Source organism: Pseudomonas sp. JS3066 (genome assembly GCF_036328175.1).
In the GTDB taxonomy this organism is placed as follows: domain Bacteria; phylum Pseudomonadota; class Gammaproteobacteria; order Pseudomonadales; family Pseudomonadaceae; genus Metapseudomonas.
In genome coordinates this window covers 3344952-3357119 of record NZ_CP143312.1, presented here as the reverse complement: position 1 = coordinate 3357119, position 12168 = coordinate 3344952, and the positions used below count along the sequence as shown (strand labels likewise).

Annotated in this window: 9 protein-coding genes; 4 read left to right on the top strand and 5 right to left on the bottom strand. The window is 61.5% G+C overall.

Going from position 1 to position 12168, the window contains the following annotated elements:
- Nucleotides 1-237: 237 nt before the first annotated feature.
- Nucleotides 238-1323, top strand: coding sequence for an ABC transporter substrate-binding protein (locus tag SA496_RS15880; protein ID WP_153917151.1), 1086 nt, complete (start codon nt 238-240; stop codon nt 1321-1323).
- A gap of 3 nt (nt 1324-1326) precedes the next feature.
- On the opposite strand, the gene SA496_RS15875 is transcribed toward SA496_RS15880, so the two are convergent.
- From SA496_RS15875 to SA496_RS15865, 3 genes are all read right to left on the bottom strand, one after another.
- Nucleotides 1327-1545 (bottom strand): DUF2970 domain-containing protein, encoded by a 219-nt coding sequence (locus SA496_RS15875; protein ID WP_120650346.1) that lies wholly within the window; start codon nt 1543-1545, stop codon nt 1327-1329.
- A gap of 55 nt (nt 1546-1600) precedes the next feature.
- Nucleotides 1601-2641, bottom strand: coding sequence for an RNA methyltransferase (locus tag SA496_RS15870; protein WP_330114129.1), 1041 nt, complete (start codon nt 2639-2641; stop codon nt 1601-1603).
- 66 nt (nt 2642-2707) lie between these two features.
- Nucleotides 2708-3379, bottom strand: a complete 672-nt coding sequence (locus SA496_RS15865) for a hypothetical protein (RefSeq protein ID WP_330114128.1) — start codon at nt 3377-3379, stop codon at nt 2708-2710.
- Between the two features lie 110 nt (nt 3380-3489).
- Here SA496_RS15865 and SA496_RS15860 point away from each other — a divergent pair, with 110 nt between their 5' ends.
- Nucleotides 3490-3783, top strand: a complete 294-nt coding sequence (locus tag SA496_RS15860; RefSeq protein ID WP_069084458.1) for a DUF1883 domain-containing protein — start codon at nt 3490-3492, stop codon at nt 3781-3783.
- 22 nt (nt 3784-3805) lie between these two features.
- Here SA496_RS15860 and SA496_RS15855 read toward each other — a convergent pair whose 3' ends face one another.
- Nucleotides 3806-5185, bottom strand: coding sequence for an FAD/NAD(P)-binding protein (locus tag SA496_RS15855; RefSeq protein ID WP_162945794.1), 1380 nt, complete (start codon nt 5183-5185; stop codon nt 3806-3808).
- An 84-nt stretch (nt 5186-5269) separates the two neighbouring features.
- The gene (gene metH / locus SA496_RS15850) at nt 5270-8962 is read right to left on the bottom strand and encodes a methionine synthase (RefSeq protein ID WP_153917147.1); all 3693 of its coding nucleotides are present in this window, start codon (nt 8960-8962) and stop codon (nt 5270-5272) included.
- 173 nt (nt 8963-9135) lie between these two features.
- On the opposite strand from metH, the gene SA496_RS15845 reads away from it, so the two are divergent.
- Nucleotides 9136-11421 (top strand): fatty acid cis/trans isomerase, encoded by a 2286-nt coding sequence (locus SA496_RS15845; RefSeq protein WP_330114127.1) that lies wholly within the window; start codon nt 9136-9138, stop codon nt 11419-11421.
- A gap of 94 nt (nt 11422-11515) precedes the next feature.
- A complete protein-coding gene (nfuA, locus tag SA496_RS15840; protein ID WP_120650354.1) occupies nt 11516-12100 on the top strand; it encodes a Fe-S biogenesis protein NfuA in 585 nt (194 codons plus the stop codon).
- The last annotated feature ends 68 nt before the right edge of the window (nt 12101-12168 follow it).

The window sequence follows — 12168 nt, the reverse complement described above, 5'->3', positions numbered from 1 at the left end:
CCACAACAAATGGGGGACGCCATGACCGATCATTCCGAGGACTCCAACCGTGACAGCAAGGTTGACGCCTGGGCCATCTTTTTCCTGATTCTGATCGCCGTTTCCACCGCTGTTTTCTGGGTCAGCCACCAATAAAGAAGGCGTAAAGCGGGCCAGCTTCCACTGGCCCGCTTCGTCGCGCCCGAATGCCCTGCAAGAAGTGGTTATACTTCGCCGCTGCTTTTTCAGGGTGATCGAATGAAAGGTCGCTACTCCTCCCTTCTTTTTGGCTTATGCCTGGCGTTCAGCCAGTCGCTGAGTGCCGCATCCGTGGTGTTTCTCAATCCGGGCCGTACTAGCGAGCCCTTCTGGGCCAGCTATGCGCAGTTCATGGAAGCCGCTGCCCGCGACCTGGGTATGGGTCTCGAGGTCCGATATGCCGAGCGCGATATGAACCTGATGCTTGAGCAGGCCCGCGAAGTGCTTCAGGGCGAGAATCGGCCCGATTACCTGCTGTTCGTCAATGAGCAGTATGCGGGACCGGAAATCCTGCGCCTGGCCCGAGGCAGCGGGGTCAAGCTGTTCACGGTGAACAGCAACCTGACACCCGACCAGCAGATGCTCACCGGGGCCACCCGGGAACGCTATCCCGACTGGATCGGCAGCATGGTCGCGAACGATGAGGAAGCCGGGTACCTGATGGCGCGTACGCTCCTGGATCTGCAGGAACAGCGTACGCCCGGTCAGCCCTTCGATGTGCTGGCATTCTCCGGCGTCAAGCAGACTCCCGCTGCGCAGCTACGCGAGCAGGGGCTCATGCGCGCCCTGGCGGAGGCTCCCAATGCCCGCTTGAGGCAGTTGGTCTATAGCGAATGGAATCGCGATCGTGCCTACACCCAGGCGTTGCAATTGTTCCAGCGCTATCCGGAGGCCAAGGTGGTGTGGTCGGCCAATGATGAGATGGCCTTTGGTGCAATGAAGGCTGCCATTGAGCTTGGGCATGAGCCTGGAAAGGATGTGCTGTTCTCCGCCTTGAACAATTCCACGGAAGTCCTGCACACCTATCTCGATGGGAAGATCAACGCCCTGGTCAGTGGCCACTTCACCATCGGCGGTTGGGCCATGGTGCTGCTCCACGACTATGACGCCGGACTGGATTTCGCCAGGCATGGTGGCAAGGACCGGGAAGTGCGGTTGTTCATGTCGCTGGATCGGGACAAGGCGACACGCCTGCTGCGGCGTTTCGAGCGACAGGGTTTCGATCTCGATTTCCGAAAATTCAGCCTGGTCGGCAAGAAGGCTGCCGGCGATTACCGATTCTCCCTCGAGCCGTTGATCGACTGAGGCTCACACGCCAGCGAAGTGAAGCACCAACTTCACCAGCCCATAGAGCACCAGCACGAAGATCGCCGTGAAGAGCACGCCCAGGATGATGAAGTGACTGGGCTTGCCGCGGCTGAAGTCGCGAGCGCGGTTCTTCCCGCTCTGCACGCCGAAGGCGGCCGCCAGCACGCTTTGCAGCATTTCCCGGAAGCTCAGGGGTTGGTCGTGATTCTTGTCGTCCATGGAGCACCTCCTGGCCTGAGCTTAGCTCGTTGGGCCGGATTTGCCGTTGGTCGTTTCAGGACGTGGGGCGGTGCAGGCGGCGGGTGTTGACCAGTTCCACTGCGCGGGCACGCAATTGTCCACAACCGCCCTCGACGTCCTGCCCGGCAGAGTTGCGGACCTTGGTGAGCACCCCGCGACTGTGCAGGTAGCGCACTATCTGCACGATGCGGTCACCGTCAGGGCGCTGGTATTCGTCCGTGTCCAGGCTGTTGTAGGGAATGAGGTTGAGCACCGCGTACTTGCCCTTGAGCAGACGCAGGATGCCATCCATTTCCTCCTGACTGTCGTTGATGCCCTTGAGTAGCGTCCATTGGTACTGGATCGGATAACCGATGGTGCGGGCATAGGTTTCGCCCAGCTCCACCAGTTCGTCCGGGGTGATGCGCGGTGCCTTGGGCAACAGCTGTTCGCGAAGATCGGCGCGGGTGGTATGCAAGGACAGGGCGAGGGCAGGCTTGACCCGCTCGCGAGGTAGTCGCTCGAACACGCGCATATCGCCCACGGTCGAAAACACCAGGTTCTTGTGGCCGATGCCGCCGTCGGTGCCTAGCAGGTCGATCGCTTCCAGCACGTTCTCCAGGTTGTGGGCGGGCTCGCCCATTCCCATGAACACCACCTTCTTCACCGGTCGGAAGCGGCGCGCGAGGGCGACCTGGGCAACGATTTCGGCACTGCCTATCTGACGAAGCAAACCGCTCTTGCCAGTCATGCAGAATACGCACCCCACAGCACAGCCAACCTGGGTGGAAACGCAGAGGCCGTCTCTGGGCAGTAGCACGCTCTCCACCATCTGGCCGTCGCGCAGCGCTACCAGCAGGCGGGCAGAGCCGTCGGAACCAGGGTGCTGGGAGTCCAGTCGCACCAGCGCGTCCAGCTGTTCGGCCAACGCAGGTAGGCCGTCGCGGACGCTCAGAGGCAGGAAGTTTTCAGTGTGCTGGCGACGGGTGCCGCTATCCAGGGGTTTGCCTTGCAGCCAGGCACGCACCACCCGTCCGCTGTGGACGGGGAGGGCGCCGAGGTCGGCCAGCTGTTGATGGATATCGCTGATACGCATGGGGCGCGCATCCTACCACTGTCCCCGAAGGCGTGGCAGGACCGCCAGGCGTCCAGCTTGCCGGCTTCAGGGAGCCTCTACGGTGATAGCCAATGCGGAGGTCATCCGGATAACCACTTCCTGATTGAGATAGGAAGGCTTTAGCTCGATGTCGGGGCGCACCCTCACGACCTTGCGGGTGCCATCGTCGAACTCCAGCGTGGCGGTGTGCTGTGTGGAGTCGATGGCTTTGACCACTGCAGTGACTTCCACGGTATTGGCCGCCAGCATGCCCGGTTTGTCGCCTTCGGGAGCGGTTGCGACCAGGCCGGCAGCGCCATCTTCATGGGCTTCGCCAGGCGCGCGCAGCTGGATTACCCGCTCGTGGGTCACCACTGCATTGACCCGGTCTCCGATTTTCAGCTGCGGGAAATTGCGCATTTCCGGCACCGCGTTGAAGGTCTGGCGATTGCCCTTTTCGTCTTCAAGAGTGAAGGTCCGCTTCTGATGATCGATGGCCGTAACGACCGCCGAGACTTGCTCCGTCTCCGTGACGACGCTACCTGGGACACCCTGGGCGTAGGCTTCGCCTGTGCTGGTGGTCGCGTCCAGACCATCATTCTCGGCATGACTGCTGCACGCTCCGAGCAGGCTGAGTGTGATCAAGAGCGCAGGGATATGGCTGGAGTGAGGCATGTCGTGTCCACCTTGTTTGATCGGCTTCCAGAATGATTGGATGCGCGGCAGGCGGTCGTCCATTTTTATCCGGGCATCCCGCCTGGTCGGCTTCTTCAGCGTAGGCGAGGCGACGACATTTGCCTCCGTGGTATTCTGGCGCGCTGTTCGATCCAGTGATCCAGGAGCTGTAAATGAAGTTCATCCATCAACGCGAGCACCTCAACGAGGGCGACCTGGTCGTCATCCAGTGCTCGCAGACCTGCAACATTCGCCTGATGAGTGATGCGAACTTCCGCAGCTTCAAGAACGGCGGCCGTCACAGTTATCACGGCGGCGCGTTCGACCGTTTCCCGGCGAAGATCGTGATCCCTAGTACCGGCTTCTGGAACGTCACTCTCGACACCGTTACCCGTCGCGCCATCAGCGTCACGCGCAAGCCTAACTTCGAGTGGTCGATCAAGTTCGTGAGACGTACCAAGGGCTGAGCCCAATGCATGGTAGGCCAGGCTAGTTGGTCTGGTCGCCGCTCAGTAGCAGCTCTGCAAGTCTGGCCGCGTGTTGACGCAACTCTGGCACCGCGGTCGCTTCCCAGTAACGGGCACGGAGCATGGGGCTCAGCAGGAACAGGCGCTCATGGGCGTCGTTGTCTCTGCCGATCAGGCGATAGTCCGCTGTGGCCTCCACGCCCAATCCTTCGTCGTCTCGTCGTACAACGCCACGGGCGTGTAAACTGTTCAACAGCGGCTCGTCCAGTCTTGTGAGGTCACTACAGGGCCCCGTGCAGTTGATGATGTGGTCGACCTCGAAGCGTTTCGTCTGCTGCTTTCCGCGCAGCTTCAGATCCAGTATCAGCGCCTCTTCGGAGGCCTTTGCCGTTCTCACGCATCCGGCGACTACCTCCAGATGGCGATGCTGTAGCATTGCTTCGATTCGCGCGGAGACTTTCGGTGCAGCTCTGTGTCGATGAACCTCCCAATATGGCTGCAAGTGGCGCAGAAAGCGTCTGCGCTCGCTGCTATCCAGCTGCTGCCAAAGCATTGGCGTCGCAGGGCGCAGCGCTGCGAGCGCTTCACGCCAGTCATAACCATCACGCTGGGCAGCGCGCACGTATGCCCGGATGCCGGACAGCAAGTGCCTAGTCCTGGCCCGACGGAGCAGCGAATCGGGTACCGCCGGAAGGTTTGGTGATTCCAGATTGGAGCGGTGGGCCTGAGGCAGAAGCGCCCGCCGTGAAAATGCTTGCAGCGTGCCGTTGTGGCCTTGGTCTTGAAGGGCCAGCGCCACGTCGAGCATGGTAAGTCCGGTGCCGATCAACAGGACCCTTGCATTCCGCTCGATTGGCCCGAGCGCGTGGGGCCGCCACGGGTCGCGAATGAATCGTGAATCTGAGGCAATGCTGGCGAGTGGAGCGGGTACCGCTGGTGCGAAGTTCCCCGTGGCAATCACAGCCTGTGTGCTTTCCAGGCGACGGCCGTCCAGCAAGGTCAGGACGACCTGGTCGGACGCCATGTCGATATCGATGACCTGGGCTACGACATGCTCGAACGAAACTACCGGAGATTTGCAGGCAATAGCCTCCGCCAAGCGCTGCTCCAGATAATCCCCATAGAGGCTCCGAGGCAGAAAGTCGCCCATCCGCGCGCTGGGCAATTTGGACTGGGCGTACAGGAGGAAATCGTCATGGCGTTCCGGGAACAGGCTCATGCGTCCTGCGGGAACGTTGAGTAGGTGGCTGGTCGAACGGGTGCCGTAGGCCAGTCCTCTCGCCAGGCGTCCTGAGCGATTGATCAGCTGAACATGCAGTGGTCCTCTAGCGTGGTTCAGCAACTGGACGGCCAGCGCCGTCCCACAGAATCCGCTGCCAATGATGCTGATGTGCTGATGCACTCTCATGCCTATCCCCCAATACGTCCTTCGGGCACACTGCTGCAACGGATCAGATCAATTGCAATGATGCAACGCGTGCCTTTTCTAGTTCTCGTAGCCGAGGTTCGGCGCCAGCCAGCGCTCGCTTACGGTCTGGTCCTGAGCCTTGCGTTTACTGTAGCTCTCGATCTGGTCGCGCTCGACTTTGCCCACGGCAAAATACTGAGCCTCGGGGTGGGCGAAGTACCAACCGCTGACCGCGGCCGCCGGGAACATCGCGTAGTGCTCGGTGAGGGTGACGCCGGAAGCGCCTTGCGGATCGAGCAGGCGGAAGAGGGTGCCTTTCTCGGTGTGGTCCGGGCAGGCCGGGTAGCCGGGAGCGGGGCGAATGCCCTTGTACTGCTCCTTGATCAGCGCCTCGTTGTTCAGTTGCTCGTCGGCGGCGTAGCCCCAATATTCCTTGCGCACACGCTCGTGCAGCCACTCGGCGCAGGCTTCTGCCAGGCGGTCAGCCAGTGCCTTGACCATGATCGCGCTGTAGTCGTCGCCCTTGGCTTCGTACTGCTTGGCCAGTTCTTCGGCACCGATGCCGGCGGTGGTGATGAAGCCGCCGACGTAGTCGGTGATGCCGCTTTCCTTGGGCGCGACGAAGTCGGACAGGCAGAAGTTTGGCTTGCTGTCAGGTTTGATGGTCTGCTGGCGTAGGTGGTGCAGTCGGGCGAGGGCCTTGCCGTGGTTGTCGTAGACCTCGATGTCATCGTGGTCCACCTGGTTGGCCGGCCAAAAGCCGAATACCGCGCGGGCCTTGATCTGCTTGCCCTCGATCAGCTGCTTGAGCATGGCCTGGGCGTCGTTGAACAGCGAGGTGGCCGCTTCGCCCACGACCTCATCGGTAAGGATGCGCGGGTACTTGCCGGCCAGGTCCCAGGAAATGAAGAAGGGTGTCCAGTCGATGTACTGGGCCAGTACGGCCAGGTCGATGTCTTCCAGTACCTGGGCGCCAGTGAAGCTCGGCTTGGCTGCGCGGTAGCTGTTCCAGTCGAACTGCGGCTTGTTGGCCAGGGCGTCGGCATAGGCCAGGCGCTCTGTACGGGAAGCTCGATTGGCTGTGCGTTCGCGGACTTCGGCGTACTCGATGCGGGTCTTCTCGACGAAGCCGGCCTTGAGTTCCTTCGACAGCAGCTGAGTGGCAACGCCCACGGCGCGGGAGGCGTCGGTCACGTAGACCACCGCATCGTTGCTGTACTGCGGGTCGATCTTCACGGCGGTGTGGGCCTTGGAGGTGGTGGCGCCGCCAATCATCAGCGGCAGCTTGAAGCCCTGGCGCTGCATTTCCTTGGCGACGTGGACCATCTCGTCCAGCGACGGGGTGATCAGGCCGGAGAGTCCAATGATGTCGCACTTCTCGGCGATGGCGGTCTGCAGGATCTTCTCCGCCGGCACCATCACGCCCAGGTCGACGATGTCGTAGCCGTTGCAGCCGAGCACCACACCGACGATGTTCTTGCCGATGTCATGCACGTCGCCTTTCACGGTAGCCATGAGGATCTTGCCCTTGGCTTCGGGCTTGTCGCCTTTTTCCGCTTCGATGAAGGGAATCAGGTGCGCCACGGCCTGCTTCATCACGCGCGCCGACTTGACCACCTGGGGCAGGAACATCTTGCCCGAGCCGAACAGGTCGCCGACCACGTTCATACCGCTCATCAGCGGGCCTTCGATGACTTCGATCGGGCGCGCGCATTGTTGGCGGCACTCTTCGGTGTCTTCGACGATGAAGGTGGTGATGCCCTTGACCAGCGCATGCTCCAGACGTTTGCCGACCGGGTAGCTGCGCCACTCTTCGTTCTCGGCCTCCTTCACCGCGCCGCCGCCCTTGAAGTTGTCGGCAATGGCGAGCAGGGCCTCGGTGGAGTCGGGGTTGCGGTTGAGCACCACGTCTTCGACCTTTTCACGCAGCTCGGCCGGGATCTCGTCATAGATCTCCAGCTGGCCGGCGTTGACGATGCCCATCGTCAGGCCGTTCCTGATCGCATGGTAGAGGAACACCGAGTGGATGGCTTCGCGCACCGGGTTGTTGCCGCGGAACGAGAACGACACGTTGGACACGCCGCCAGATGACAGCGCGTAGGGCAGATGGTCGCGGATGTAGGCGCAGGCTTCGATGAAGTCCACGGCGTAGTTGTTGTGCTCTTCGATACCGGTAGCTACGGCGAAGATGTTCGGGTCGAAGATGATGTCTTCAGGCGGGAAGCCCACTTCGTTGACCAGGATGTCGTAGCTGCGCTGGCAGATTTCCTTCTTGCGCGCGGCAGTGTCGGCCTGGCCGACCTCGTCGAAGGCCATGACCACCACGGCGGCACCGTAGCGCTTGCACAGGCGGGCGTGGTGCTTGAATTGCTCGACGCCTTCCTTCATGGAAATCGAGTTGACGATGCCCTTGCCCTGGATGCACTTCAGGCCAGCTTCGATCACTTCCCACTTGGAGGAGTCGATCATGATCGGCACGCGGGAGATGTCCGGCTCACCGGCGATGAGGTTGAGGAACTTCACCATCGCCGCCTTGGAGTCGAGCATGCCCTCGTCCATGTTGATGTCGATCACCTGGGCGCCGGCTTCCACCTGCTGCAGGGCGACTTCCAGGGCTTCTGTGTAGTTCTCTTCGCGGATCAGCCGGGCGAACTTGGCGCTGCCGGTAATGTTGGTGCGCTCGCCGACGTTGACGAACAACGAGCTGCGATCGATGGTGAACGGCTCCAGACCAGAGAGGCGACAGGCCCTGGGGATTTCCGGAATGACGCGTGGCGGGTACTTGGCCACGGCCTCTGCAATCGCCTTGATATGCGCCGGGGTGGTGCCGCAGCAGCCGCCGATGATGTTGAGGAAGCCGCTCTTGGCGAACTCTTCCACCACTTCGGCCATTTGCTCTGCGGTTTCGTCGTACTCACCGAAGGCGTTGGGCAGGCCGGCGTTGGGGTGGGCGGAAACGTGAGTGCCGGCCTTGGCTGCGAGCTCGGCCAGATAGGGGCGCAGGTCGGCGGCGCCAAGGGCGCAGTTGAGGCCGACGGAAATCGGCTTGGCGTGACTTACCGAGTTCCAGAAGGCTTCGGTGGTTTGTCCGGACAGCGTGCGGCCGGAGGCGTCGGTGATGGTGCCGGAAATCATGATCGGCAGTTCGAAGCCGACTTCCTCGAATACGCCCTGCACCGCGAAAATCGCTGCCTTGGCATTGAGGGTGTCGAAGATGGTTTCGATCAGGATCAGGTCGGCGCCACCCTCGATCAGGCCCTTGGTGGCCTCGGTGTAGTTCTCCACCAGTTCGTCGAAGGTGACGTTGCGGTAGCCGGGGTCGTTGACGTCCGGGGAGATCGAGCAGGTGCGGCTGGTCGGGCCGAGCACGCCGGCGACGAAGCGCGGGCGATCCGGGGTTTCCAGCGTCTTGGCGTCGGCGACCTTGCGGGCCAGTCGCGCACCTTCGACGTTCAGTTCGTATACCAGTGACTCCATGCCATAGTCGGCCTGGGACACCTGGGTGGCGTTGAAGGTGTTGGTTTCCAGGATATCGGCGCCGGCGTCCAGGTAGGCTTTCTCGATGGCACCGATCACGTCCGGGCGGCTCAGGATCAACAGGTCATTGTTGCCTTTGACGTCCTGCGGCCAGTCGGCGAAGCGCTCGCCGCGGTAGTCCTCTTCCTGCAGCTTGTAGCTCTGGATCATGGTGCCCATGCCGCCGTCGAGGATCAGGATGCGCTCTTTGAGCGCCTGTTGCAGGGCTTGCTGGCGGGCGATGCGGTCGGACATGGGAACTACCTGAGGGGTGGCGTGAACAAAGGCGAGGATGATAGCAAAACCTTAGTATTTTTTAGCTTGTTCGCCGTTTCCATGAATTTTGTTCATGTTGGTGTTGGGGCCGGTTCGCCGGCCTGTCCCGTAAGTCAGTAAAATCCGCCCATTTGCTCCTCATGGACCGAGTCATGTCGTTGCGTACCTGCGCCACCCTGTTTGTTCTGTTCATGCTGTGGATTCGCCCGACAGCGGCGGAGGAGTTGTCCTACAGTCGCGACGTCCAGCCGATCTTCACCCAGAAGTGTGTGGCCTGCCACGCCTGCTATGACTCGCCGTGCCAGCTCAACCTGGGCAGTGCCGAGGGCGCCGCGCGTGGGGGCAGCAAACTGCCGGTGTATGACGGCGGCCGTACCAGGGCCCAGGCGACCACTCGCTTGTACTTCGATGCCCAGGGAGCCGACGCCTGGCGGCGCAAGGGCTTCCATTCCGTGCTGGACGCCAATGGCGCCCAGGCTGCCCTGATGGCCCGGATGCTGGAGCTGGGTCGCAGCAATCCGCCCGAGGCCAATGCAAAGCTGCCCGCCGAGCTCGATATCGGCATCAATCGACAGAATCAGTGCCCCTTGCCCGGAGAGTTCGACGACTACGCCCGCAAGCACGCGCAAGCCGGTATGCCGTTCGCCGTCACCGGTCTCAGCGAGGCGGAGTACCAGACCTTGCAGCGCTGGTTGGCACAGGGTGCGAAGGTGGAGGAGCAGGCCGTGCAGCCCAGCGATACGGAGGTCCGCCAGGTAGCCGAGTGGGAAGCGCTATTGAATGCCCCAGGGGCGCGTGAAGTGCTGGTGGGGCGCTGGCTGTTCGAGCACCTGTTCCTTGCCCATCTCTATTTTGAAGGGAGTGAGTCTGGCCATTTCTTCCAGCTGGTACGCTCGCGTACCCCCAGCGGTCAGCCCATCGACCCCATTGCCACGCGTCGTCCCAATGACGAGCCGGGCAATACCTTCTATTACCGGCTTTGGCCTATCCAGGGCGTGATTGTCCATAAGACCCACATCACTTATCCGCTGAGCGCGAAGAAGCTGGCGCGGGTCAAGGAGCTCTTCTATTCCGGTGCCTGGGTGGCTGATCAGGTTCCTGGCTACGGAGCCCAGCGCCGCGCCAATCCTTTCGAAACTTTCCAGGCCATCCCGGCACAGGCCCGCTACCAATTCATGCTGGATAACGCCGAGTATTTCGTGCGTACCTTTATTCGTGGCCCGGTCTGCCGTGGCCAGATCGCCACCGACGTGATTCGCGATAACTTCTGGGCGTTGTTCCAGGCCCCGAGTCACGACTTGTACATCACCGATGCCAGCTACCGCGAACAGGCAACCCCATTGCTGGCGATGCCGGGGCAGTTCGATGACATCGGTGACCTGCCTAGTCTGTGGCGCGCCTACCGCAACAAGCGCAACCAGTACGAGGCGCTGCGCATGGAAGCCTACGCCGACGCGCCATTTCCGAGTTGGTCGCACATCTGGACCGGTAACGACAATGCACTGCTATCGATCTTCCGCCAGCACGACAGCGCTTCGGTGCGCAAAGGCCTGATCGGCGAGATCCCGCAGACCATCTGGTGGATGGACTACCCGCTGCTCGAGCGCACGTACTACCAGCTGGTGGTCAACTTTGACGTGTTCGGCAACGTTTCCCACCAGGCGCAGACGCGGCTGTACTTCGACCTGATCCGCAATGGTGCCGAGGTCAATTTCCTTCGCCTGATGCCGGCAGAGTCCCGCGCGGCGCTGCTCGGCGACTGGTATCAGAAGATCGGCAAGGTGAAGATGTGGCTGGACTACCAGAGCATCGACAACGACACCCCCACAGCGCTGGCACTGCCTGAAAAAGACCCCAAGCGCGCGTTTGCCCAGGAATTGCTGATGCGCTACGCCGGCCTGAATGCCCGGCCCGACCCGATCAATCGCTGCCGTGATGGACGTTGCTACAGACCGGGCATAGCACCTGAACTGCAGGGTGCCGAGCAGGTTCTGAGCAGGCTGGTGAGCCGGCCAGCGGCTGGGCTCAAGGTCATCGACCAACTGCCGGAGGCGACCCTGCTCCGGGTGGAGTTGAATGACGGTAGTCGCGAGATCTACAGCCTCCTACGCAACCGCGCCCACAGCAATGTGGCTTTCATGCTCGGCGAGGAACTGCGCTACCAGCCGGGCCTGGACACCCTGACGTTGTATCCGGGCGTGCTATCCAGCTACCCGAACTTCATCTTCAGTCTCAAGGCGGGGGAAGCTGAAACCTTCGTCGCTGCCTTGGAACAGGCGAAGGATGGAGCAGCGTTCGACAAGGTGGTGGAGCGCTGGGGCATTCGTCGCACTCACCCACGGTTCTGGACCTATTTCCACGATCTGGCGGGCTATATCCGCGAAACCGAGCCCGTCGAGGCAGGTGAGCTGGATATGAATCGCTATCGGAATCTGTGAACCACTGGACGAGAATAATTCCTACTAATTTGGTAAGCCTTTAACCCCCGTTCCCCTTTGGCGTACACTGCGCCCATGTTTGCGAGGAGTTGCCATGAGCGCCATCACCATTACCCAAGCTGCCCAGGATTATCTGGCTGACCTGCTGGAGAAGCAGAACACCCCGGGCATCGGCATTCGTATCTTCATTACCCAGCCCGGCACCCAGTACGCCGAAACCTGCATCGCCTACTGCAAGCCGGGCGAGCAGAAGCCTGAGGACAACGCTGTTGCCCTGGCTGCTTTCACTGCCTGGATCGACGGCGTGAGCGAGCCGTTCCTGGATGATGCCGTGGTGGACTACGCCACTGACCGCATGGGCGGCCAACTGACCATCAAGGCGCCAAATGCCAAGGTCCCGATGGTCAACGAAGACAGCCCGCTCACCGAACGCATCAACTACTACCTGCAGACCGAAATCAATCCCGGTCTGGCTAGCCACGGCGGCCAGGTCAGTCTGGTGGATGTGGTCGAGGAAGGCATTGCGGTGCTGAAGTTCGGCGGCGGTTGCCAAGGCTGCGGCATGGTCGACATGACGCTCAAGGACGGCGTCGAGAAGACCCTGATGGAGCGCATCCCGGAGCTGAAGGGTGTACGCGACGTCACCGATCACAGCAATCGGGAAAACGCCTACTACTGAGGCGTACGCGCAATTAGAAAGGCGACCTTCGGGTCGCCTTTTTCGTATCCAGTTGCGAATGAGTCCGC

Coding starts and splice junctions, on each gene's coding strand:
- nfuA (WP_120650354.1), top strand. CDS start 11,516: ATGAGCGCCATCACCATTACCCAAGCTGCCCAGGATTATCTGGCTGAC.
- SA496_RS15860 (WP_069084458.1), top strand. CDS start 3,490: ATGAAGTTCATCCATCAACGCGAGCACCTCAACGAGGGCGACCTGGTC.
- SA496_RS15845 (WP_330114127.1), top strand. CDS start 9,136: ATGTCGTTGCGTACCTGCGCCACCCTGTTTGTTCTGTTCATGCTGTGG.
- SA496_RS15875 (WP_120650346.1), bottom strand. CDS start 1,545: ATGGACGACAAGAATCACGACCAACCCCTGAGCTTCCGGGAAATGCTG.
- SA496_RS15880 (WP_153917151.1), top strand. CDS start 238: ATGAAAGGTCGCTACTCCTCCCTTCTTTTTGGCTTATGCCTGGCGTTC.
- SA496_RS15865 (WP_330114128.1), bottom strand. CDS start 3,379: ATGGACGACCGCCTGCCGCGCATCCAATCATTCTGGAAGCCGATCAAA.
- metH (WP_153917147.1), bottom strand. CDS start 8,962: ATGTCCGACCGCATCGCCCGCCAGCAAGCCCTGCAACAGGCGCTCAAA.
- SA496_RS15870 (WP_330114129.1), bottom strand. CDS start 2,641: ATGCGTATCAGCGATATCCATCAACAGCTGGCCGACCTCGGCGCCCTC.